We start from the raw sequence: 24796 nt of genomic DNA, 5'->3' as shown, positions 1-24796 counted from the left end.
CGGCTGCACTTTATAAAAAACAGAACTATCTGTCTACATGATTATGCTTTTTTTTAATTCGTTTTTTTATATTTTGACCTATTCCCAAGCAATAAAAAGCCCAACATAGTGTTGGGCTTTTTGATAGAGCTTTAAGCTCTTTTTTTGGTTGTCTTAAATACTGGATAAAAACGGAATAACTGCCATAAACAGACCAGTAATAGTAAGAGGAAATAGACCAATGACCAAACTGGTAAAGATTGACCTAAAAAGGTCCAATCAATTGCTGCACATTCACCTGAACCCGACAATACTTCTTGTAAAACCGTTTTCATTGGTAAGGCATCAATTAGATAATTTAAACCCGGGCCACAGCTTGGTACTTGATCTGGTGGTAAATGTTGCAACCAGACATGACGTCCTGCTACACCCACTGACCATAAAATTGCGATGCCTGCTAAAAATGCATAAAAACGTTTAACCGCATTGGAAACTGGGTTATGCAAAAAGGCTATGAGTGCTACAAGGCCCATCGCCATTAAGCCAACACGTTGAAAAATACAGAGCGGACATGGCTCTAAACCTTTTACATGTTCCAGATACAACGCAAAAGACATGCCGACTATACTTGCTAAAACAAGTAGTCCACTCACCAAACGGTAACTTAATCGCATGTAAAACCTCGTTTTATTATCGATATTGTTCAAGATATTGATCAAAACTGATCTTGGTATCTTGCTCAAGTTTTTCTTGCTGCTGTAAAGATTGCGCAGCCAACTGTTCAAAATGTTTCAAAGTTTCCACACTAAGCTCATGCTGTTCATAACTTTCAGCATGTAACTGAGCCATGTGGCTACCAAAACTCCAAGTTCCACCATGCTTTAACGTATCGTCAATGACATGGGCAGATAAAGTTTCATCAACTTCATCAATTCGTGCTTGCATAACCGCCAAAGCTGAACCATACAAGTCGGTTGCATACGTCTGATCGAGTAATTGTGCACAATCTTGCATTTTTGCAATATATAAACGTGCCCAATCTTCGATGTGATACGACCCAGTTAAATCTGTAATGGTTGCGTTTGGCGCTCGACCTCGGTTGACCACCTCTGTCTGATTTTTCTCAACCAAGTCTTGCTCAGGACATAATAAGTCTGGGCTATCACTTAACAGACAATAAAGTGCTAACACTTCAAGAAAGCCTGCTGTCGTTTCATCAACACCAATTGCCGAGTATGGATTTACATCTACAGCACGTAACTCCACATAACCAACGCCTCGATTTTTTAAAGCTTGAGACGGTGTTTCACCTGCTTGAGGCACCTGTTTTGGACGTACTAGACTGTAATATTCATTCTCGATCTGCAAAACATGATCATTAATTTGCAACGGCTCACCAGATGCATCATTTAACCCTAAACGGCTAAATGGTGGGTAAGGAGAATGAACGGCTTTTTGTAAACCATCCAGATAGCCAGACAAATTGTTGTAATGAATACCTAAGCTTTTTTGTGCTGAGTTTTGATAGCCCAATCGCCCCATACGGAGTGCTGTAGCATACGGTAAATAGTATGAACCTTTGATTAAAGGCAACAAATGATGTTTGTGTCCGGTCAAGAAACAACGACATACCGTTGGACTCGCGCCCACCAAGAACATGACCAATGGTGTTAAACGAATAAAATTACGAATAAGGCCAAAATAACGATGGCTACGGTAATCCTGCAAACTTAATGATTTTAATTGTTCGTCAGTTTCATGAGCTTGCAGCTCAGCAAAAAGTGTATCTGGGAAAGATAAGTTGTAATGCACCCCTGAAATGGTCTGCATACGACGACCATATCGAATTCCTAACCCACGGCGATATAGTGTTTTAAAACGGCCAATATTAGAAGTGCCATATTGCGCTAGACGAATGCGTTCTTCATTGTCGTCTAACATACATGGCATAGACAGCGGCCAGAGTTTTTCACCATTTTCTAAATGACGATGCACAACCGCATGAATATCGGTGAGCTCATGCAGAGCTTCTTCAATCGTTGGCTTAGGTGAGGTAATAAACTCCATCAACGCTTCTGAATAATCAGTCGTAATTTTTGGATGTGTTAACGCCGAACCTAGTGCCTTCGGATGTAACTCTTGTGATAAGAACCCATTACTTTGCATACGTAGGCTTTCACGCTCTATTCCACGTAACATGCCTTGTAGTAGCGACGAATCCACCCAAGCAGGAATAACTGATTGAGATGGTGTAGTGGGTTGACTCATGCATTTGCTCGCTTATTAAAGATCACTATATACAAAATCGTGAGATGATACGGTTACTTATATAATCACATCATTCCAGTTTGGCAATTTTTATCACAATCTTGTTATTTAAGACACGAAAGAATTGTGATTTTATTGAAGAATAATTGCTAAAGAGTTGTCAATATCATGAACGAACAAGACATTTTAAACTTCTGGTTTTCTCCTGAACACCGTTCACTTTGGTTTGCAAAAAGTGATGATTTTGACAAAAAAATCCGTGAAAATTTTTCTGATGTTCATCGACAGGCAACTCAAGCAGAACTCTGGTCTTGGCGAAAAACAGCAGAAGGTCGTTTGGCAGAGATTATTGTACTAGACCAGTTTTCTCGCAACATCTATCGTGATCAGCCCCAATCTTTTGCCTATGACAGCTTGGCATTAGCTTTGGCACAAGAAGCAATTAGTTTGCAACTCGATGCACAGCTTAATCCAGAGCAACGCTCTTTTTTATATATGCCGTTTATGCATAGTGAATCAAAATTGATCCATGAATTTGCCTTAAAATTATTTCAACGTCTTGGCAATGAAATTAACTTAAGCTTTGAGAAAAAGCATAAAGTCATTATTGATCGCTTTGGACGCTATCCTCATCGCAATACCATTCTCGGACGTGTTTCTACTCCAGAGGAAACCGAATTTTTATTAGAACCGAACAGTAGTTTTTAAAGCTTCTTAATTTTTAATGCTGAGTCATCTTTGTTTTAATGCTCAGCTGGGAGTTCACCATGAAATATCTCTCTCTTTGTTTAGCCTTAGGCGCTGCCTTAACCTTAACTGCTTGTGCAACGACTCCAAGTAAACCAAAAACCTTTGATCAACTTGGCCAGTTTTCCGCATACCCTTTAAATGCGCAAACGTTTCGTATTAGTTTTCAAGCCGATCCGAATATGAGTTACGGTGCAGCTGAAGAAATCACTTTGGTAAAATCAGCGCAAACGACCGTACAAAAAGGTTTCCGCTTTTTTAAAGTACTGAATGACCCAAGTAACCAAAGTCAGAAACCACCACGTCAGGCTGTGGTTTATCCATCTGCTCCAAGCTTTTATCCTTATGGCTATGGTCGTCGCTATCCGGGTTTCTGGCATGATCCGTTCTATGATTTCCCACAAGTGGTCAATATCGACCCTGTTCAAGTGTCGTATACTATTGAATGTTATCGGGATCAAAAGCAAGCTCCTCAAGACGCTTTTGATGCAACCTTGATCTTGAAATCAATCGGACAAAAATATGGATTGAGTCCGACAGGAGCGCTGTTGCCACCACCCGAGCCTCCAGTAAAACAAAAATGAATAGGATAAATTTATGAGCATGGCAGAAGAAGTTCACCACGTGCCCAGTCTTAAACGTAGTAAATATTTTGCTACCCTAGCGCTGATCATCGTCGTTGTGCTGTGGATTGCACTGATGGTAGCCGACCGTTTTCTGCCAGAATACACAGGTTTTATTCATATTTTGATGCTAGGGGCCGAAGCCGGCGTAGTTGGTGGTCTAGCCGATTGGTACGCGATTACAGTTCTGTTTCGGAACCCTTTTGGTAAGTTACCAATTCCTAAGTTTTTACGTGACCATACCGAGATTATTCCGCGTAACAAGGCACGGATTGCAGAGTCGATGGGCCGTTTTGTACAGGAAAATTTTCTTTCGCCTCAAGTGGTCGAAAAAAGCTTAGAAAAAACAGACTTAAGCCTCGCAATTGGTCAATGGTTGGCAAGTCCGCAAAACAATACGCAAGTGGTGCAGCTCATTCAGCAAACTGTACCGAAAATTTTTGAATTTGTGAGCCAAGAGCAAATTGCTAATTTCGTGCAAAACAACAGCGTGCAATGGGTACGTAATACCCAAGTCAACAAACTCGCCAGTGAAATGCTACGTGCAGTCTTGGAAAATGATTTCCACCAAGATGTTTTACAACGTGGTCTAGATATTGCCCATGAGTGGGTGGTACAAAACCCAGATAAAACCCGTGAATTAACCCGAAAAATGTTTAAAGCACTGGGTGTCTGGTCACTTGCAAGAGGCGCAAGCTGGATTGGAATTGATGTTCAACAACGTACCATCGACTCATTGGTTGAAAAAGTAGAATCAATGCTGGCCGACCATGAACACCCATGGCGACAAGAAATTGAAACAATTGCACATTCACTCATGCTAGAGCTAGCGAAACCCGATAGTGTTGCCAGTCAACGCCTTAACAGCGGTAAAGATGCTCTCCTTGATAGTCCTCAAGTTCTAAATTTTATTAGTGGTGCTGTCACTATTTTGTGTGATGCCATTAAAGAAGATTTAATGAAAGAAGACTCTGGCATTGCAATGAACCTGCGAGCTGCGATTCAGCAGTTGGGTGAAAATCTCGTTCAAAATGTAAAAGTACGTGAAGTTCTCAACAAAGAAATGACAGGACTTGCCATGAATTTTACGGATCAATATAGCCATAAAATCATACGCTATGTGAGTGAACGCATTCATGAATGGGATTCACGTGAAATGATCGGGAAAATTGAAAATGAAGTCGGTGGCGACTTGCACATGATCCGAGTAAATGGTGTTGTAGTGGGTGCATTTATTGGTTTGACACTTGGTGTAATTCGGGCAGTGATTGAATCAATTTTATAACTTTAAATATTTTTAATAAGAGAACAATATGCTTCAGCTACAGTCAAAATTGGCCACTCAAGGCGTGACTATTTTTAGTACCATGACGGCACTGGCACATCGTCTAGGTGCACTCAACCTGTCACAAGGATTTCCAGATTTTCCGGCGCCACAAGCCTTACTTGAAGCCTTATCTCAAGCGACTTTAGCTGGACATAATCAGTACCCGCCTGGCGATGGTATTCTCGGTTTACGGGAGCAACTCGCTTTACAATTTCAGCAACGTGATCAAATTCAACTTGATCCGGTTACTCAAATCACGATTACTCCTGGCGCAACCATTGCAATTTTTTGTGCCATACAAGCCTGCATCAATGCAGGTGATGAAGTCATTATTTTTGACCCAAGTTATGATAGCTATGGCCCTTCTGTCGAGTTAGCAGGCGGCAAAGCGGTTCATATTGCCCTGCAAGCACCTGACTTTAAGGTGAACTGGCAACAAGTTAAAGATTTGATTAATGACAAAACCCGTATGATTGTGGTGAATACGCCCCATAATCCAACCGGTACGATCTGGGCAAAACAAGACTGGTTAGAACTCATTGAACTGATTCAAGATAAAAATATTCTGGTTTTATCCGATGAGGTCTATGAACACTTAGTTTTTGATGGTCAACAACACTTTAGCGCATTGCATTTTCCAGAGCTCAGAGAGCGTAGTTTTGTGATTGGTTCTTTTGGAAAAACCTTTCATGTGACGGGATGGAAAACGGGTTACTGCGTCGCTTCACCTGAGCTGATGCGTTTATTCCGCCAGATTTATCAATATGCGAATTTCTGTGGTACGACCCCTTGTCAGATTGCTCTAGCGCAATATATGGAGCAACATCCAGAACATATTCAAGAGCTTTCTCAGTTTTACCAAACGAAAAGAGATCGATTTAATCAGGCAATTCTCAATAGTCGTTTTTTACTTAAACCTTCTCAAGGTACTTATTTCCAAAATCTTGATTATAGTCAAATTCGTCCCGACTTAAACGATGTGGAAATGTGCCAGTTTCTTGCCGAGCAACACAAGATTGTGGCAATTCCAGTTTCGGTTTTCTACCAGCAAGCGCCTGAGTCTTTACGCTTGATTCGATTCTGCTTTGCTAAAAATGATGAGACTCTGCAAAAAGCAGGAGAAATTCTGAATCAATGTTAATAAATTTAGCCACTTAGCACTGTAAAAATACTACAAGTCATTCACTCCAAATATGCTAAGTTGAATATCCGCCCAACTCAACAAAGAGATGGGCGATGGAGAATACATGCCACCAAGACAGTCCTTAATTCAACAGCAAAATCTATGGAAAACATTTTTTGTTTTCTTGCTACCCTTGATTGCAACCAATATTTTGCAGAACTTGTCGGGAACTATTAACACCATCTTTGTTGGTCAAATGATGGGAGTAGATGCAATTGCGGCAGTTTCTGTATATTTCCCTATCTTATTTTTGCTACTCGCTTTTATTATTGGGATTTCAACGGGTACTACTGTTTTAGTAGGGCAAGCATGGGGTGCGCAAAATATAGAGAAAGTCCAAAGTGTGGTCGGTTCTACCCTGTTTATGACCATCATTGGTGGAATTATTACCGCGATTCTTGGTGTGTTTTTCGCCCATGATATTTTGGAGCTTTTAGGTACAGATCCCAAGGTAATGCATCTTGCTTTGCCTTATGTACAATGGATGTTGGCGGGTAGTCCACTTCTGTTCGTTTATATTATCTATACCTCAATTTTACGTGGTGTGGGAGACAGTACGACCCCTTTACTGGCTCTAGCTTTAACCAGTGTCATCGGTGTAATTATTACACCAATTCTTCTCAAAGGTTATTTTGGCTTTCCTGCCCTAGGGATTATTGCTCCTGCTATAGCATCAATTATTAGTTATATCGCAATATTAATTTTTCTCGCGATTTATCTTAACAAGAAAAATCATTCACTTCGGCCGAATCGTCAACTTCTGCAACATATCCGTCATAATCCAGAACTAAGCAAAATTATTTTACGCTTAGGCGTCCCAACGGGTATTCAAATGATTACGACCTCAATGGCGGGTTTAGTTATTGTTGGGTTGGTTAACCATTATGGTTCACATGCTACAGCAGCGTATGGTGCAGTGAATCAGGTACTCAACTACATTCAGTTTCCAGCGATTTCGATCTCCATAGCAGCCTCAATTTTTGCAGCGCAAGCGATTGGTGCGGGTAAATCAGATCTATTAGCGCGAGTAACCCGTACGGCTCTGGGAATGAACTTTTTATTTACAGGTGCCTTAATTGCACTTGGTTATCTATTTTCAAAATATTTAATGGCTTTGTTTATTACCGACCCAACTGTGGTGGTGTTAGGTCAACAGCTTTTATTTATTGTACTTTGGGCGATTTTATTCTTTGGCGCAGGTGCCATTTTTGCCTCTATCATGCGTGCGAGCGGCACCGTGACTGTTCCAATGCTGATTAATATCTCTGCCATTTTATTTATTGAAATTCCATGCGCTTACTGGTTTAGCTCAATGTGGGGACTTAAAGGCATTTGGGTTGCCTATGCCTTGGCATTTGTGAGTTTATGTATTATTCAAGGCTTGTATTATCAATTTATCTGGAAGAAAAAGACGATCAAAGTTCTTATTTAGAACCATCCAAGCCACATAAAAAAAGCCATCATTTGATGGCTTTTTTTAATTTAAATCTTATTTCATCCATTTGGTCACAACGGTTGAAGCGCGTTGATATCCTGTTGGGAACAAACGCTGTAATGCATCAAGAAATTTTGCATCACTACCAATCAATAAACGGCGTTTATTTTTCAAAACGGCATCCAAGATTTGACGAGCCGCTTCTTCTGGTGGGGTACGTAAGAACTTATCAAAGTTTTGAATCGATTTAGCTGGGTCCATACCTAAAGTACTCAAGCTATCACTCATTTTTGCAGCTTTAGCAATATTGGTGCGAATTCCCCCTGGATGTACGCACAAAGAACTCACGCCACTTTTTTCAATATCTAACTCTTGGCGTAATGATTCGGTAAAGCCACGCACAGCAAATTTGGTTGCATTATAGCCAGACTGTGTAGGTTGGGCAGTCAGACCAAATAAGCTCGAGATGTTAATAATGTGTCCATCTTGAGTTTGCTTAATGAACGGTAAAAATTCTTTAGTACCGTATACGACGCCCCAGAAATTAATCCCAACAATCCACTCTAAATCTTCATAGGTCGCGCCTTCGACAGTCGAACCTAACGCAACGCCAGCATTGTTAAAAATCAGGTTAACAGAACCGTGATCTTGTACTGTTTCTTGCGCCCACTGCTTTACCGCTTCACGGTCAGACACATCAAGCTTTTTAGTGGTAACAGTAATATTGCTGTAAGGCTTTAAAAGCTCGACAGTTTGTTGTAATCCTTTTTCATTAATATCACTCAACGAAAGATGGCAACCCTGTTTTGCCAAAAGAATTGCTAACTGTTGCCCAATGCCAGAACCCGCGCCCGTAATTGCAGCGACTTTGTTTTTAAAATTTTTCATTGTCCATCCTTTGTTTTTCGATTTGCACAATCGGTTCATTGCATGTGCACTTTAGACACCTTCAATATAATTTTGACAATACACATTGTCAATATAGTACACTGTAATTTCAGATAGAATGGCACAATTCTGCTGAGGGCTTTATCATAGTGAGCATATTTGGCCAAAACCTATAAATTAGGAAACCATTCTTTAGGAAAAAATTTATTTATGGCGACTAACGACTCAACCAGTAAAAAGAAAACAAAAAGTGTGAGTAAAGAACGTCAGTTCAAAGGGTTATCTCTATCTGAACGTAAAGAAGCACGCCGCGAAAAACTGATTGAAGCGGGTATTGCAACCTACGGAACCCTTGGTTTTTTTTCAGTGACGGTAAAAGATGTCTGCCAAGAAGCTAAACTCACCGAACGTTATTTTTATGAATCATTTAAAAAGAGTGAAGATTTATTCCAAACCATCTTTTTAAAAATGATTGAAGAATTACAGCAAAATCTGATGCAAGCCGTGATTAAAGCTGCACCCGATCCAGAAAAAATGGTCGATGCGGGTTTGAGAGCGCTGCTGACAACATTAAAAGATGACCCGAGATTAGCTCGTATTGTCTATGTCGATGCAGTTCTGGTGCAAGAATTACATAATCAGGCCACCATTCAAGAAACACTTGCGCAATTTGATCGCATGATTCAAGCCTTCGTTATGCTGACCATGCCCCAAATTCAACACCATGAAAATGAGCTCTCTTTAATCGCAACGGGTTTAAATGGATATGTCACTCAAATTGCAATTCGATGGGTGATGGGAGGGTTTGAGCAGTCTCTTGAGCAGGTTTTAACTGCGTGCCGTATCGTTTTCTTATCTTTATTAGCTCAAGTTTCAAAATAATATTAAAGTTTTTTGACAGCCAAAATGTGAAAAAATAGCTAAGCAATTAAGGTGATAACCTATTGAATGATTTTAGAAAGTTTGAGGCTTAGATGTCATAATTTGGTCATACCTTTGCCTTAGTTTTGTCACAAATTATTGCTAAATTCATTTTTATAGACTTTTCTGCAATGAAATTGTCATAATTAATCTTTGTAATAAGCCTGTCATAACTACAAAACGGTTCACCGTTAAATCTATAGGATATTGCGTTGTGAAAGATGACTATATTTTAATTGTCGATGATGAGCTTCCTATTCGTGAAATGATCCATACTTCTTTGGACATGGCAGGTTTTCAGTGTTTACAGGCAGAAGATGCCAAACAGGCTCATCAAATTATCGTCGACCAACGTCCGGCGCTTATCTTGCTTGATTGGATGTTACCTGGAGGTGTAAGTGGTGTCGATTTATGTCGCCGCTTAAAACGCGATGAGAATTTAGCAGAAATTCCAGTGATTATGCTGACCGCTCGCGGAGAAGAAGACCATAAAGTACAAGGTCTTGATGCGGGTGCAGATGATTACATGACGAAGCCTTTCTCAACACGTGAACTGGTTTCACGTATTAAGGCAGTTCTGCGCCGCGCGAATGCATTAAGTGGTGAAAAAACAATTGATGCCAATGGTTTAATTCTTGATCCTGTAAGCCAGCGTGTTAGCTTTGGTAACAGTATTTTAGATATGGGCCCAACTGAATATCGCTTACTTGCGTTTTTTATGACCCATCCAGAACGTGCCTATACGCGTGCCCAGTTGCTCGATCAGGTATGGGGCGGTAATGTATATATTGAAGACCGCACTATCGATGTGCATATCCGTCGTTTACGTAAAGTGTTAGAACCTTTTGGTGTTGACCGATTTGTTCAGACTGTACGTGGAACTGGCTACCGTTTCTCAACACGTGCAGATTTAGCCGCAGGTTAACCAAGATTTATGTATGAACCCTACCCCGTCCCTGAACAGGTACGTGAACAAAAGCTTTCTCGCTACAGTAGTTTATGGACGTTTGCCAAACAAGATTTACGGCTTTTATTATTTTTTCTAATTATTGCCGGTTTAGTCGGTTTCGGTATTGGGTATTTCTGGAGCTGTATTTTTATCGCCTTCGTGGTGTTTTTTACACTCCAGTTGCGTTCTTTATATCTGGTCAATGACTGGATTGCGAATAAACCTTATGACGTTCCTCCAAACCTTAACGGGATTTGGGGGGCATTGTTATTTAATGTTTACCGTGCTCAGCGTCAGGAACGAATTGTTCAGGCCGAAATGGTCGGTTTAATTGACCGGGCTCAGTCTTCATTAGTTGCTCTTGCTGAAGCGGTTGTACTCATTGATGACCAACATCAAATCGAGTGGTGGAACCCTGCTGCCGAACGTTTGTTAGGAATCAGTCCTCTCGACCGTGGCCGCAACTTATTAACCATTTTACGTCAGCCTACTTTTATTGAATATTTTAACAATATTGATCAGGCACCTGATGGGATTAAGCTGCATTCCAATTTTGATGATGACCGTTATGTACAGGTTAAGCTCACTCGATTTGGTGGAGAAAGTCGTTTATTGGTGGCTTACGATGTGACGCGTATGCACAACCTTGAGCAAATGCGTAAAGACTTTGTCGACAATATTTCGCATGAACTTCGTACCCCATTAACCGTGCTCAGTGGTTATATCGAAACCTTTACCGATCAGGAAGATATTAGCCCACGCTGGAAACGTGCATTTGACCAGATGCAATCACAAACCAAACGTATGAATGCGTTGGTCAATGATTTACTACTGTTATCAAATTTAGAAAATAATAAGAAAATCGCAAAAAACCAGATTATTGAAATGCCGAGCTTAATGAATCAATTGTTTGATGATGCTCAGGCCTACAATGCTGATTATGGACACACGCTCAATTTACATATTGATAGCCACTGTGACCTAATTGGTTCTGACATGGAAATTGCCAGCGCATTTAGTAATTTAATTACGAATGCTATCAAGTACACGCCAAAAGGTGGAACCATTACCATTGGCTGGCATGATGATGGCGAACATGCATACTTTAGTGTGCAAGACACAGGCATCGGAATTAACCCTAAACATTTGCCACGACTGACTGAACGCTTCTATCGTGTTGATAGCGACCGTAGTCGTCAAACAGGTGGTACAGGTTTAGGCTTAGCGATTGTAAAACATGTGCTGATGCAACACGGCGCTTATTTAGATGTGCAGTCTAAAGAAAACGAAGGATCAACATTTACCGCAGTTTTTCCAAAAGAAAGACTATATAACATGACCTAAAGTTGCCCTCTCACATTTAAAAAGCCGACTCATGAAAAGTCGGCTTTTTTGTATTATTTAAACCAATTTACTTAGAATTCGAGCAATACGATTTTGTCTGATTTTTCTCTATGACATTTAAAAAGTGAGTGGCAAAAGTATTACTTTGACGCAGTGCATCACGGTGATCGCCACCATCAATCGTTTGATAAATAGTTGGTTTTTTTAATTTACATAGCTGTTGGTAATAAGCAGATGTCCCTCTAGGGTCGACTAAATGATCTTTAGAGCCTTGAACAATCATTAACGGCACAGTCGGCACCATATTTTCAATGGACTGCTTTTTAAGATAAGCCAAAAGAGGTTTTAAGTCTGCGTTAGGGCGAAATATGCTAGAAGGAGACTTCTTCAAATCAGATTGAAGTTCAGATAAACAGCGACTACGTGCTTGAGTCAGCACAGTGTTCATTTCAGGACTTACCAGCTTTTCAGGAATGATGCTTGGATCTGCTGCTTGCGCACCCAATAATACAATCGGGAAGAAAGCTGCCACACTTGGTTCTGGGTTTGGATTACTCTGCACATATTCTGCGATGCCTTCATATTGATAGCCGCCTGGCGCAAGAGCGATTGCCCCTTTTAAATCTAATTCGGGAGCATCTTTTTGACCATAGGCAGACACTGCAATTGCTGCAGCCCCGCCTTGACTATGTCCCATCACCAACCACTGTTTATTAAAGCTCTTGGGCTTAAGCAAATGTAATGCCCGCACTGCATCGACCACCGTATGCAGTTGGCTCTTTGCATTCATATAGGGATGTGCGCCTAATGTGCCTAAGCCTTGATAGTCAGGCGCGACAACTGCATAGCCACGTGCAAGCCAACCATCTAAAGCTTTGGAAGCAACTTCTTGATATGAATGAACTGGCCCACCCACATAGTCGCCCGAAGGTGCACAAGTATCAGCAACTCCAGTCGTACCATGTGCCCAAGCCAGTATCGGCCAGCCATTTTTTGGCGGTGTTCCTTTTGGTAATAAAATAAAAGCCGATGCAACAATAGGTTCGCCCTGAATACCTCGACTACGATAATTGACCAACAAACGCTGATCTGCATGAGGAAACAAATCCGTCACAGTTTGCTGTTCTAGCGACAATATTGAACCCGGTTTTTCGCTCACAATTTGCTTACCCAAATCTGTAATTGGAGCAGCCATAGCAGAACCAGATGCCAAACAAATACTGCTAAATAAAATTTTTAAAAAAGAATTACTTTTTTTAATCAAGGGATTACTCCTCTACTTTCTAATCATTTCAAATTGAACTTATAAAAAATATGCCCCTATTGCATATAACGAACCCAACAAGAGGCAAATGAAAGAACTTATATACCAAAATAGATCACTATTCCCACTAAATCTAGCCTTTAACCACGGAAATGCCAAACCACGCAAAATAAATATGATGGCAACGAGAGAAATAATAATTTTTTCAACTGGCAAACTGATAAAGCTACTTGCTGCACAAAAAGCATAAAAAGAAAAAATACAAAGAATAAAACCAACCGAAATTGCCATAAAATTCGGATACCAATGCCCTCTTTCGGCCATCTGGACAATACTTTTACCAGCCCCTAAAAACCGAAAACCATTTGCTCCCCAGAACACACAAACAAAATGAAGTAATGCAGCACAGAATGTTAATAGTGCAGCAAGATATAGTAGAACGTTAGGAAGTGATTGCATTAGATTTTATACTAATCAATATATGTGAGATTTATTATACTTAATTATAAAATATATAAAACTTATAAATAGTTAAAATAAAATTAACTTGGTATTTAATATTTTAAATACCAAGCTCGGGTCATCTCAATTATTTACTCTCAAACTCTTTAAAATCAGCTTTTCTGATTTTTGCATGGATCCCTTTAGTTTTATCTACTACTTGTGAAACTTCAAAATCAGTTGCTGCGCTTAAATAGGCATACGCTGTCGCTTCATCAATACCGTATTCTTGGTTTAAGAAACGAATGGCTTCACGTGTAGATTTCTTCATCGCTTCATCAAGATCTTCATCAAGTCCCGGTGTAATCCAAAACTCAGCATTTTCAGCTAAAGGTTGTTTTAAATCTTTGCCCGGTGTTTTGTCCTTACCTGCTTTGAGTAAGGTAAATTTCAGCGTGGCGCGGGCTGAAGCTTCTAGTGCCGTTAATGCCACCTCTCCATCGCCTTGCGCGAAATGACTATCACCCGTATAGAATAATGCACCTTTAACCTGAACAGGATAATACGCAGTTGAACCTGCACCTAGTTCATTAATATCAATATTTCCGCCATACATTGCAGGTGGTACAGAGTGAACAGGCTCAGACGTATTGGCTGCTACTCCCATAATTCCCATAAAAGGATACAGCGGAAAACGTATTGATTTACCAGATTCTGTTTTTAATACACCTTCGTATTCACCTTGTGCATTTTTTTCAATTGGTGTGAAAATTGAGACATTTCCATAGCGTTCAGGATGCTCAGCCGATGCATTTTCTTGCTTTGCTTTTTTTGGAAACTCCCCCACTAAAGCACCTTTACCATGTCGATTTGAAATCACACCGTAAGGAACACGTGGCTCAACTTTAAGTACTTCAACTTTCAGAATATCACCAGGCTGTGCGCCTTCAATTGCAACAGGGCCTGTCACAATATGCGGCCCATCTTTATGAAAATCATGCTTTAAATTTGATTGCGTAATTATTTTTGCATCTTCCAAGATTTCATTAGATTTGACACCTTTCGATTGAAAGAACTTTTCAGCATTACGCCCTTGGTCTTCAAGCAAACCTTCATGAGAAACCGTATCAAATGTCACAACACTACCCGACGGAACAGTAAGCACGGGTTTAGCATCTCGATTTGGTAAATAGCCCCATGTAATGGTATTTAAAGTAGATGGAACATAATAATTACCTTTATATTCCCCAGTTTGAAGTTGAGTAGGCTGTTTTGAAATTTGATTTAAAACTTTAAAATCATTGGCATGGCTGAGTGAAATACAAAGTACAGATAAAACCGAAGCTGTCAGGCGTTTAACTTTTAACATGATTTCAGAACCTAAAAAAATATGAAAATTACAGTAAGGTCCTGAATAGTCAGCAAGCATTGTGCCAAGGCTAAAGTTGTGTAATATCTAAAAAGCGCCTCTTGCTTATAAAAAAATAAATAATTTTTTAGATTTAACAACTTATCTTCAAATAAAATTAAAACCTCGACTTAAGTCTAACTTAAATATTTCATTCTATTTTTATTTATTAATTTTTAATCATATTAATATTTTTGCTCTCTTCAGATACATATTTATAGACTAGCTTATATAACGTACTCATTTAGATCACTTAATAATAATTATTTTTCTATATAATATAAATCCAAACATAGTTATATATTTTAATTTTATATAGCTCAAATCAAAAAAATAAACCCTGAATAATTAAAGTCAGGGTTTACTTATTTTATAGTGGTTATATCGTTTACTAAACTGTATGTCCCATGCGCTCGCCCATTACAACTACAGACTCAGCTTTAAAACGTTGTTCCCATTCGATCTTATCTTTTTCAAATAAAATAACGGCTGTAGAACCCAAATAAAAACGTCCAAGCTCAGCACCTTTCTCTAGCTTTAACTGATGATGCTGTAATTCGATACGACCTGAAGGTTTTACCTTGCCTGTTGCCACAGTTTCAATACCAGCAACAATCATTGCCCCCACTAGAACAACAGCCATACGGCCAAGTTCAGTATCAAACAAACACACCATACGTTCATTACGAGCAAATAATCCCGGTACATTTTCAGCAGTGACCTGATTTACCGAAAATAGCTCGCCTGGCACATATAACGTTTCTGTTAAAGTACCTGCAAACGGCATATGAACACGGTGGTAATCGCGTGGTGATAAATAAACTGTCGCGAACTCACCATCTTGGAATGGCTGAGCAAGTTGTGGATCGCCAATTAATTTCTCTACAGAGAAACTTTGACCTTTTGCTTGAAAGACTTCACCCGCAGTAATTTTACCAATTTGGGAAATTGCGCCGTCCGCTGGTGACACAATGCTATCTGCATTTTCATCAATCAGACGTACACCTTCTTTTAATGCACGGGTAAAAAAGTCATTAAAAGATTTATATTTCAGTGCATTGCCTTGTTCAGCAATCGATAAATCAATCCCATACTTAGCTTTAAATGCATGAATAACAGCGTTTTTCACAACTGGATTTTCACTCGCAGCAACTTTACCTACCACACGGCTCAATTGATGCTGTGGTACAAGATTTTGTGCCTTAATAAATAATTCTTTTTTTAATCGAGATGTGAAACTCACGAGGGTGATTCTCCAGTAATAATAGGACTATCGAGGCGATTGCCCCATTCACTCCACGCACCATCATAGGCTTTTGCTTCCCAGCCCAAGAGTCTAGCCAGAATATAGGCCAAACCGGAACGATGATGTGACTGGCAGTACACGACTACAGGTTGTTGTAAATCGAACCCAAGTTGTTCAAGGCGCTGCCGCGTGCGTTCAAGCGGATGCAATTTTAGATGATTTTGACGATTAAGTGCAGTACTCCATTCAAAATGGAGAGCATTTGGAATGTGACCGCCGCGTCGCGCTGCTAAACGGACACCACTATATTCATCACTCGTTCGGCAATCCCACAGTTGCACACTTTCTTGTTCAACTTGTTTGCGTAGCTCTTCATAGTTCACACGGAACTGCGCAGCATGTGATAAATCAATTTGAATTAAGTCTGCAACAGGAGAAACTTTTTCGACTTCTGCTGTAGTGGGTAAGCCTGCACCTAACCATGCATGGATACCGCCGTTAATTAAACTGGTACGGGTAAATCCTAGGCAATGCAAATTCCAGATTAAACGTCCAGCCCATGCCCCGCCTTCATCGTCATACACTACGACATGATGATTAGGTGAAATATTCAATTTTTCAATAAGTGCTTGTAAACCCGCTTCATCCGGCAAAACACCAGTTGCTTCTTCATGCTGAGCCACTAACCATTTAGGCTGTAAATGAATGGCATGTGGAATATGGAGTTGTTCATAAACCGATGCACGGCTCAAATCTATAATGCGAATATATTCATTGCCTAAATAAGGCACTAATTCTTCTGCTTCTATTAATAAATCGAGTTTAAAATCAGGGAGTGTCATCGTCATGGTTTCTTTTTATACCAGCTTATTTTCAATCTTAGCATAAGCATATATCTAACAAACTCTGATTTTCTGCTACGCTTTAGCAAAAAATCAGATATCAGCATTCTCACTTTTAAAAATAAAAAATAGCGAGACTACTTTTTACTTAAACCGCTTCTTCAAGTTCTTCGATTTCAAAAACCTGACGTAAATAGGCCAAGAAAGTATCGTTGTCAGTCATGGTTTTACCCGGACTATCTGAGATTTTCGCAACTGACTGACCATTACACTCAACCAGTTTCAACACAATATTCAGCGGCTTTTGCCCCATGTCGTTGGTTAGGTTAGTTCCAATGCCAAAACTCACCTGGAAACGATCTTTAAAGTATTGATGCAATTCCCATGCCTTTGGCAAATTAAGGCCATCGCTAAAGGTCAGCATTTTGGTTTTGGTATCAATTTTTAATTTACGGTAATGTGCATACGCCTTATCGCCCCACTCATACGGGTCGCCACTGTCATGACGTAAACCATCAAAGAGTTTGGCAAAATACAGGTCAAAGTCGCGTAAGAAAGCATCCATCCCTACCACATCGGTTAGGGCAATTCCTAAATCTCCACGGTACTCTTGTACCCACGTTTCCAGAGCAGCTTTTTGGAAATCACGCAAACGTACATCAAGTGCCTGAAAAGCTTGTAGGAACTCATGTGCCATGGTCCCGATTGGTGTAATGTTAAGCTCTTTAGCCAGCAACACATTACTTGTACCACGGAACACATTTGGTACAGTTTTATGAAATGCCGCTACGACATGCTTTTGCCATGCAAAGCTATAACGACGGCGTGTACCAAAATCAGAAACTAAAAACGGGGGATCATTCGGCTGTTGAGATTTTTCATATTGCTGAATCAAATCGAGTTTGGCTTGTAAACGGCGTTCGCCTTCGGCCCAAACTTGGTCTGTTTTGATACGGCTAAAATACAACTCGTTTACAATGGCTAGGACAAAAATCTCGAACATCATCGCCTGAACCATCGGTCCTTCAATATGAATATCTAATCGGCCTTCTGCATCAATACTAGCCTGAATAAAACGACGTTTGAGTTGGAATAATTCTAAGTAATCGACAAAGTCGCTTTTAATAAATCGTAATTTTCTTAAATATTGTAGCTCGTCTTCTTTATATTTGAGATTACATAAATGGTCGAGTTGCTCGTTTAAGTCATCCAAAATATCCACTAATGGATAGACTGTATCTTCTAAGTTTCTGCAACGAAAATGATAGACACTATGTGTTTGCGGGAATTTATGTAGAACCACTTGTAGCATCGTAAATTTGTACAAGTCTGTATCTAGTAAAGAATGGATAATTGGAGACATAGTCAATGATTATTCGCTTGCTTCTTAGCATTAAAGCATATTTTTATGGATGAATTACGAGGTTTTATACCATTGTTGCAGTTCCATGAAATTTCCTTTTAAAAATCATTTAATTTAAATTCTGCTAAACTACGTTAATTCAATTAATTATAGAAATTTGCTTTAATTATGCGCGCTTTAATACAACGAGTTCTTGAAGCCAAAGTGGTTGTAGACGGTGAAACTACAGGCGAAATCCAACACGGCCTACTGGTGTTTTTAGGCATTGGCCGAGATGATACTTTGACTATTGGCCAAAAGCTTATTGATAAAATTTTGAAATATCGAATTTTTGATGATGAACAAGGCAAAATGGGCTGGAACGTGTCTCAAGCAAATGGTGGAATCTTGCTTGTGTCACAATTTACCTTGATGGCACAAACACAAAAAGGTCTGCGTCCAGACTTTGGCCCAGCAATGCCACCTAGCGACGCAAAAGCGTTATACGAACAATTGGTTGAATATACACATTCTCAATTTGAAAACGTTCAAACCGGAATTTTTGCTGCTGATATGAAAGTTCATTTGATTAATAATGGTCCGGTGACATTCAATCTAGAAGTCGAAGCATAGATATAAAAAAACTCCCAAAATGGGAGTTTTTTTATAGCTGGATATTAACGTCCAGTTTTCTCTTTAATAAAAGCACGTGCCTGACGTACTTTATCTTTTACTGGTTTTGGTAACTTAGGTGGAATGAGCTTAGCAACCTGGTTGAACCATACCAACAAGCTGAAGTCACCTTCCATTTTAATGCTGCCATCTTGCATACCCGTCATAAATGCTGTTGGGTCACCTTTGATCAAAGTTTTTACACCTTGCTCACTGTCTGCAAATTGCAAAATAAAATCAGCTTTTTCAGGTGCGCCTGCAACGGTATCAATCTGACCGTTATTAATAATGATCTGACGTGCAACACCTAAATCTGTACCGATCTGAATACGGAATGCGCGGTCATGAATCAGTTCAATAAACTTAGGGCTAGTACGCGCCAACTGCTTCATACGCAGCACTAAACCTGCTACCAACAAATCTAATGGGTCTGTACTGACATCAACAAGAGGTAACTTGACTACAGGTATGGAAGAAAGTTTCATGAACATTCACGCCTATTGTATTTTTATGAAAACTTTAGAGCAAAACTTAGCAAGGACATACCATTGCCTATGTTTTATGCATCAATTGATATTTTTTAGCTGGCAACGCAATCTAGATGAAACGTCAACAGACCCATCTATCGTAGCATAACTGGCTATTTTTTAATAAATGCTTTGTATAATAAAAATCACGTTTCGTAAATGAAAAAGGCATGCTGTGCATACCTTTTTACCGTTAGATAACAATTTAATTATCGGCTAGAACATTGCTGCTGATCATCTTCATATACTGGCGTGTGTTCTATATATTGGCGATTTGCCAATGCCTTTTGTGCTTGTTTATCCTCACGTAACAAAATAAATGTAACCATTACCATCGCTAGACTTAATGCAGTTAAATAACTATATGTGACTGGCATTTCAAAAGTGACTTGAACTCCAAAACGGACCACTTCCAATAGCCCCCAAAAGAACATCCCTGCAAGCATAAAACCAAGCCAACGACGGTAAGGAGAAAAGAAAACAGCAACAAGCGCGACAGCAATTAAGCTGAATCCGGCGATAGCGGCAAAATTCGCTGTTACCATAGAAACCTCCGTCTTAATGAAAACGTCTAAAAACATTCGGTCTTTAATACCCGACCTCATTCCAAAAACAACTTTAATTCATGATTTGTGTTGAAGCTTACGATGCATTATGGATGTTTTTTTTTAGAAAAAAAGACCCGTTTTTTCTTAATGCGACATACTTTGTCGCAACATTCTTTTGTCATTACATTTTTGCAAAATTCAAAAAGTTCGATTCCCTATATGGCATCAATTCTGGCGTGTCATTACAAAAAAATATGCTGTTTTTAAGGACCAAAATAAGTTTTTTTCAGATTTTTTTATTGCCTTTTTTCTGTGCAAAATTTTGTCATAACTTGCTTGTTTTTATGACTATTCTGCATAAAAAAAGCGCTACTCTGAAGTAGCGCTTAAAGCTTATCTATATAGGTTAAGCACGATTTAAATCTTTATCATGCATACCGAGTAAATAAAGCACACCATCTAAACCAACACTTGAAATCGCTTGATTTGCATTTTGGCGTACTAATGGTTTTGCACGATAAGCAACGCCTAAACCTGCAATCGCAAGCATCGGTAAATCGTTTGCACCATCGCCTACGGCCATCGCTTGCTCTAAAGAAATTCCCATCTTATTTGCAAGTTCGCGTAATAACTCAGCTTTACGGGCACCATCAACAATTGCACCTTTTACTTCGCCTGTTACGAAGCCGTCTTGCACATCTAAAATGTTAGCGTGAACTTCATCAATACCGAGTTTGCCTTGTAAATATTCAGCAAAATACTGGAATCCACCAGATAAAATTGCCGTTTTATAGCCAAGTGCTTTTAAAGTCGAGATAAGACGCTCTGCACCTTCGGTAATGGTTAAACGCTCTGCAATTTTAGGTAAAACAGCAGCATCAAGTCCTTTTAATAATGCAACACGTGCACGGAAGCTTTGCTGGAAATCAAGCTCACCTTGCATTGCTCTTTCAGTAATTTCAGCAACTTGTGCGCCTACCCCTGCTTCAATCGCCAACTCATCAATTACTTCTTGTTCAATTAGGGTTGAGTCCATATCAAAACACACTAAACGGCGGTTACGGCGATAAGCGTTATCTTCTTGAACAGCGACATCGATATTTAATTCGCTTGAAAGAAGTAAACATGCAGCACGCATGGCTTGTGCATCTAAAGTTGGGCCGCTACTTAGACCAAACTGTACACAGGCACGACGTGGGAATGCACTATCCTTTTCAAAGTCTACACGACCTGATAAACGCGTTACTGTTTCGATGTTAAAGCCTTGGCTAGACACAATTTTTGTAACTGCTTGTAAGTGTGCCGCAGTGAGTTCTGGAGCTAAAGCCGTGACGATATAACGAGTCCGACCACCTTCACTTACCCATTGATCGTATTCTGCGCCCGTGATTGGTTTAAAGCGCACTGTTAAGCCAATATCATGTGCTAAAATCAGAATCTCTTTCATTGCCAATGCGGTCGCAGTTTCATTATCAGAAGCGACCACAATGCCTAATGTAAGTTGATTATGAATAACAGCCTGACCTACATCCAGTATTTGCAATGAATGTACGGATAGTACTTGCATTAATCGGGTAAACTGGTTTGGTTGGTCCGGTCCTAAAAAGGATATAAGAATGATTTCTCGCATGAATTGACTCTAGTCTGAGTGACAACTATTGTAAGAATCATAATCGAATTTCAATATAATTGCCTTGGAAGTTTAACTTGATTGCGCCTAGACAAGGGCTATTTGCTAGCCTACTGATCGTTAGTTTTGCATTGCATACCTTTTTATTGGTCATTGCAACGACACACCAGCTTAATGAAAACCGTGCGAGTCAAGGTCAGCTCATGACCAGTCAGCTCGTTGCAGACAGCTTATCTGAGCTTGAACCTGCTAATACGGTGTCTTTAGCTCTGATTGCCAATCGCTATGCGACCAATCCAAGTGTTGCGTCTATTCGCATTCTTGATGCGAACAAACAGGTTCTAGCAACAAGCGGAATTTCAAAAACCCGCCAAGGCGAAATTTTTGCTCGTGATGCCCTTCAAAATGAAAAGAAAGTGGGATCTATCGAAGTTACGTTGATTCAGCCAAGTATTGGAGAAATTCTTCGTACTCAATGGCTTGCAATTTTAGCTTCTCTGTTTTTGCATGTTTTATTGTGGCTTGCCTATCGCGCGATTGCTCGTCCAACACGAAGCGAATATTTGGCACGCATTAATGAAGAAAACCGCTTGAAGCATGAAATTCAGCAGTTAACTCAAGCATTGGCTCTAGAAAAACAAAATACGGTAACCTTGGTTGCACAAGCTCAGCAACAAGCTAAAGCGAAACCAGCAACTCGCCAACAAGCCGAGAAAACTTCAGATTCAGCTGACCAACATACGTTGGCACTCAATATTCAGTTTTATGACCCTAAACAGTTATTAAGCAGTGTTAACCAATCGGTATCTGTTCCTTATTTCAAACTCTGCCAGCTCTTTTTAAACAAGAGTATTGAGTTATGCGTTAAGCATTATCAATTGAAGCTCACAGATATTGAAGTAGTAGATGAGTTTAATGCCGAAGGCGCGACACTTGCGATTTCAACTTCTCATACGCATGCCGTAGAATGTCTGCTTATGATTGGAACCGTATTCCAATTACTTTCAGATGTTTTATATAAACGTTACCGTGAAGATAAACGCTTTGCGCTACAAACTCGTAGTGCAACGTGTAATGCTGTAGAAGCTATGCAAATCGATGCAAAAGAAGCCGCTCAACGTTTAGCACAGCATCTTCACGCTAAAGAATCTGCTTTATATCTTGAGAATGAACAGCTTAAAGCAATTCAAGACAGCTACCAACTTGTTGCTATGCCAAACCCAAGCAATGTGATGACACGTCATGCATTTATGATCAATGGTATGAATGCAGAATGTGCTGAACTTGCTCAAAATATCCGGACTGAAATTTTAATGGGGAAAAAATCAATCCCACAAAATGATAGTCCAAGTAGTGCAGCTTCATAAAAAATTACTACGCGCATCAGAACCTAGCCTTTTGGCTAGGTTTTTTTTATTTAAATTCATGGCTTTTATTTAAAACCACTCCATTTTCTTATGATTTATTTGTATAAATAAATCTCGATCTATTCTTAAGTGTCACAAATTTGGATAAATCAGAATCATAGGCAAAATTCTCTAAACAGCGTAAACTATGCAAAATTTATTAAATAGAAATTGTCTTACGACAAAAAAAGGTGAAAGCGAATGCCGCTGAGTCGTGTTGAAGATCTTGTCGCCGATATTCGTGCAGGCAAAATGGTTATCTTGATGGATGACGAAGATCGCGAAAATGAAGGTGATCTTGTCATTGCAGCAACGCATGTTCGTCCTGAAGATATTAACTTCATGATTACCCATGCACGTGGTCTAGTTTGCCTAACGCTAAGCCGTGAGCGCTGTAAACAGTTAAACCTTCCGTTGATGGTTGACCAAAACGGTGCTCAGCACAGTACAAACTTTACCTTATCAATTGAAGCCGCTGAAGGTATTACCACGGGTATTTCAGCAGCAGAGCGTGCACATACTATTCAAGCTGCTGTCGCAGCGCATGCAAAACCAACTGATATCGTACAGCCGGGCCATATTTTCCCGTTAATGGCACAACCAGGCGGTGTTTTACATCGTGCAGGCCATACCGAAGCAGGTTGTGATTTAGCACGTTTAGCAGGGCTTGAACCAGCTTCTGTCATTTGTGAGATCATCAATGAAGATGGCACAATGGCACGCCGTGCAGATTTAGAAATTTTTGCTGAGAAGCATGGCTTAAAAATTGGTACAATTGCGGACTTGATTCACTACCGCATGACCAATGAGCAAACGGTTGAACGTCTGGATCAAAAAACCATTCAAACAGAATATGGTTCATTTGAACTTTATCGTTATCGTGAGATTGGTAACCCGGACATTCATTTGGCTTTAGTTAAAGGCGAGCCAAAAGAAGGTGTTACAACAGTACGTGTGCATGGTTTTAGTCCAATTCGCGATTTGCTTAAGCTGAATAAAGCTGATGGTGAACCTGCTTGGAATTTAGACCGTGCCCTACAGACGATTGCAGCGAGTGATCGCGGTGTTTTAGTCTGGATCGGACAAGATCATTTGCAAGACTTGGGACCAGCGTTGGATGATTTAAATAAGCCAAAACCGGTGAAATCCAATGCAGCACTTTCACATCAATATCAAACCATTGGTGTCGGTGCTCAAATTTTGCGTGATTTAGGTGTTGAAAAAATGAAGCTTCTTAGCTCACCATTACGTTTCAATGCCTTATCTGGCTTTAATTTAGAAGTAGTGGAATATGTCACTGCTGATCAAATCACAACGAAATAATCGAGGTTGCTATGGCAATTCGCCGTATTGAAGGTTTATTACATCTCGCAAGCGAAGGTCGTTATGCGATTTTAGTGGGTCGTTTCAACAGCTTTGTTGTTGAACACTTATTGGATGGTGCAATCGACACATTAAAACGTCATGGTGTAAATGAAGATAACATTACTGTTATTCACGCTCCTGGCGCATGGGAACTCCCGATTGTTGCTAAAAAATTAGCTACATCAAACCAGTTTGATGCCATTATCGCACTTGGCGCAGTGATTCGTGGTAGCACACCACACTTTGACTTCGTTGCCGGTGAATGTGCAAAAGGTTTAGGTGTAGTCGCGTTAGAAAGCAGCTTGCCTGTCATCAATGGTGTCTTAACTACTGATAGCATCGAGCAAGCCATCGAACGTTCAGGTACAAAAGCAGGAAACAAAGGTAGCGAAGCTGCATTGACTGCTATTGAAATGGTTAATTTATTAAAGGCAATTTAAA

25 protein-coding genes are annotated in these 24796 nt (G+C 39.9%); 13 read left to right on the top strand and 12 right to left on the bottom strand.

Translation table 11 applies throughout. From position 1 onward, the window contains the following. Positions 1-131: 131 nt before the first annotated feature. On the bottom strand, positions 132-653 hold the full coding sequence (locus WBW42_RS09860; RefSeq protein ID WP_002121896.1) for a disulfide bond formation protein B: 522 nt from the start codon (positions 651-653) through the stop codon (positions 132-134). Between the two features lie 16 nt (positions 654-669). Then, positions 670-2247, bottom strand: a complete 1578-nt coding sequence (gene gshA, locus WBW42_RS09855) for a glutamate--cysteine ligase (RefSeq protein WP_005066727.1) — start codon at positions 2245-2247, stop codon at positions 670-672. Positions 2248-2415: 168 nt separating this feature from the next. Between gshA and WBW42_RS09850 the strand changes: the two genes are divergently transcribed. The 5 genes from WBW42_RS09850 (at position 2416) to WBW42_RS09830 (ending at position 7559) form a co-directional block, all read left to right on the top strand. Beyond that, entirely contained in the window at positions 2416-2955 is a 540-nt protein-coding gene (locus tag WBW42_RS09850; RefSeq protein WP_002121850.1) for a DUF924 family protein, read from the top strand. 59 nt (positions 2956-3014) lie between these two features. Further along, entirely contained in the window at positions 3015-3578 is a 564-nt protein-coding gene (locus WBW42_RS09845; protein WP_005066722.1) for a CC0125/CC1285 family lipoprotein, read from the top strand. Between the two features lie 13 nt (positions 3579-3591). Beyond that, on the top strand, positions 3592-4902 hold the full coding sequence (locus WBW42_RS09840; RefSeq protein ID WP_017387594.1) for a DUF445 domain-containing protein: 1311 nt from the start codon (positions 3592-3594) through the stop codon (positions 4900-4902). A 28-nt stretch (positions 4903-4930) separates the two neighbouring features. Then, positions 4931-6085: a pyridoxal phosphate-dependent aminotransferase gene (locus tag WBW42_RS09835; RefSeq protein WP_032013090.1), complete on the top strand. Its 1155-nt coding sequence runs from the start codon at positions 4931-4933 to the stop codon at positions 6083-6085. Positions 6086-6191: 106 nt separating this feature from the next. Beyond that, entirely contained in the window at positions 6192-7559 is a 1368-nt protein-coding gene (locus tag WBW42_RS09830) for an MATE family efflux transporter (RefSeq protein WP_017387596.1), read from the top strand. Positions 7560-7616: 57 nt separating this feature from the next. Here the strand turns inward: WBW42_RS09830 and WBW42_RS09825 are convergent, their stop codons facing one another. Continuing rightward, complete coding sequence (locus tag WBW42_RS09825) at positions 7617-8450, bottom strand: SDR family NAD(P)-dependent oxidoreductase (protein WP_002121857.1); 834 nt, start codon at positions 8448-8450, stop codon at positions 7617-7619. Between the two features lie 210 nt (positions 8451-8660). Here WBW42_RS09825 and WBW42_RS09820 point away from each other — a divergent pair, with 210 nt between their 5' ends. The 3 genes from WBW42_RS09820 to phoR all read left to right on the top strand — a co-directional run bounded on the left by WBW42_RS09820 (position 8661) and on the right by phoR (position 11664). After that, entirely contained in the window at positions 8661-9332 is a 672-nt protein-coding gene (locus WBW42_RS09820; RefSeq protein ID WP_000224580.1) for a TetR/AcrR family transcriptional regulator, read from the top strand. A gap of 253 nt (positions 9333-9585) precedes the next feature. Continuing rightward, positions 9586-10296 carry a phosphate regulon transcriptional regulator PhoB gene (gene phoB, locus WBW42_RS09815; RefSeq protein ID WP_000650776.1) on the top strand — a complete coding sequence of 237 codons (711 nt, stop codon included), beginning with the start codon at positions 9586-9588 and terminating at the stop codon, positions 10294-10296. 9 nt (positions 10297-10305) lie between these two features. Continuing rightward, the gene (gene phoR / locus WBW42_RS09810) at positions 10306-11664 is read left to right on the top strand and encodes a phosphate regulon sensor histidine kinase PhoR (RefSeq protein WP_002121907.1); all 1359 of its coding nucleotides are present in this window, start codon (positions 10306-10308) and stop codon (positions 11662-11664) included. A gap of 67 nt (positions 11665-11731) precedes the next feature. Here the strand turns inward: phoR and WBW42_RS09805 are convergent, their stop codons facing one another. From WBW42_RS09805 to pncB, 6 genes are all read right to left on the bottom strand, one after another. After that, the gene (locus WBW42_RS09805) at positions 11732-12928 is read right to left on the bottom strand and encodes an alpha/beta fold hydrolase (RefSeq protein WP_032013091.1); all 1197 of its coding nucleotides are present in this window, start codon (positions 12926-12928) and stop codon (positions 11732-11734) included. A 39-nt stretch (positions 12929-12967) separates the two neighbouring features. Continuing rightward, a complete protein-coding gene (locus WBW42_RS09800; RefSeq protein WP_032013092.1) occupies positions 12968-13387 on the bottom strand; it encodes a hypothetical protein in 420 nt (139 codons plus the stop codon). Between the two features lie 130 nt (positions 13388-13517). Next, on the bottom strand, positions 13518-14738 hold the full coding sequence (locus tag WBW42_RS09795; protein ID WP_032013283.1) for an acetamidase/formamidase family protein: 1221 nt from the start codon (positions 14736-14738) through the stop codon (positions 13518-13520). A gap of 430 nt (positions 14739-15168) precedes the next feature. Further along, positions 15169-16020, bottom strand: coding sequence for an archaetidylserine decarboxylase (gene asd, locus WBW42_RS09790; RefSeq protein WP_014207963.1), 852 nt, complete (start codon positions 16018-16020; stop codon positions 15169-15171). Beyond that, a complete protein-coding gene (locus WBW42_RS09785) occupies positions 16017-16865 on the bottom strand; it encodes a sulfurtransferase (RefSeq protein ID WP_025464157.1) in 849 nt (282 codons plus the stop codon). The genes asd and WBW42_RS09785 overlap by 4 nt, the downstream gene beginning before the upstream one ends. A gap of 148 nt (positions 16866-17013) precedes the next feature. Beyond that, a complete protein-coding gene (gene pncB / locus WBW42_RS09780) occupies positions 17014-18228 on the bottom strand; it encodes a nicotinate phosphoribosyltransferase (protein WP_017398994.1) in 1215 nt (404 codons plus the stop codon). 168 nt (positions 18229-18396) lie between these two features. Here pncB and dtd point away from each other — a divergent pair, with 168 nt between their 5' ends. Next, positions 18397-18840 carry a D-aminoacyl-tRNA deacylase gene (gene dtd / locus WBW42_RS09775; protein WP_032057114.1) on the top strand — a complete coding sequence of 148 codons (444 nt, stop codon included), beginning with the start codon at positions 18397-18399 and terminating at the stop codon, positions 18838-18840. Positions 18841-18884: 44 nt separating this feature from the next. Here dtd and WBW42_RS09770 read toward each other — a convergent pair whose 3' ends face one another. Together WBW42_RS09770 and aciT are read right to left on the bottom strand one after the other, a co-directional pair. Next, on the bottom strand, positions 18885-19364 hold the full coding sequence (locus WBW42_RS09770) for a hypothetical protein (RefSeq protein ID WP_002119134.1): 480 nt from the start codon (positions 19362-19364) through the stop codon (positions 18885-18887). 251 nt (positions 19365-19615) lie between these two features. Beyond that, positions 19616-19951 (bottom strand): ciprofloxacin tolerance protein AciT, encoded by a 336-nt coding sequence (aciT, locus tag WBW42_RS09765; RefSeq protein WP_002119105.1) that lies wholly within the window; start codon positions 19949-19951, stop codon positions 19616-19618. A gap of 113 nt (positions 19952-20064) precedes the next feature. Between aciT and WBW42_RS09760 the strand changes: the two genes are divergently transcribed. Further along, a complete protein-coding gene (locus WBW42_RS09760) occupies positions 20065-20337 on the top strand; it encodes a hypothetical protein (protein ID WP_016803107.1) in 273 nt (90 codons plus the stop codon). A 23-nt stretch (positions 20338-20360) separates the two neighbouring features. Here the strand turns inward: WBW42_RS09760 and serB are convergent, their stop codons facing one another. After that, a complete protein-coding gene (gene serB, locus WBW42_RS09755; protein WP_005804373.1) occupies positions 20361-21584 on the bottom strand; it encodes a phosphoserine phosphatase SerB in 1224 nt (407 codons plus the stop codon). 59 nt (positions 21585-21643) lie between these two features. On the opposite strand from serB, the gene WBW42_RS09750 reads away from it, so the two are divergent. From WBW42_RS09750 to ribH, 3 genes are all read left to right on the top strand, one after another. Continuing rightward, the gene (locus WBW42_RS09750; protein ID WP_080776792.1) at positions 21644-22951 is read left to right on the top strand and encodes a hypothetical protein; all 1308 of its coding nucleotides are present in this window, start codon (positions 21644-21646) and stop codon (positions 22949-22951) included. Between the two features lie 240 nt (positions 22952-23191). Beyond that, on the top strand, positions 23192-24313 hold the full coding sequence (ribBA, locus tag WBW42_RS09745; RefSeq protein WP_002119278.1) for a bifunctional 3,4-dihydroxy-2-butanone-4-phosphate synthase/GTP cyclohydrolase II: 1122 nt from the start codon (positions 23192-23194) through the stop codon (positions 24311-24313). 11 nt (positions 24314-24324) lie between these two features. Then, positions 24325-24795, top strand: coding sequence for a 6,7-dimethyl-8-ribityllumazine synthase (gene ribH / locus WBW42_RS09740; protein WP_002119264.1), 471 nt, complete (start codon positions 24325-24327; stop codon positions 24793-24795). Position 24796 lies beyond the last annotated feature (1 nt).

The sequence above is a fragment of the Acinetobacter sp. LT1 genome (assembly GCF_059800965.1).
The sequence above is the reverse complement of the archived record's forward strand: the minus strand, read 5'-3'. Positions and strand labels throughout refer to the sequence as shown.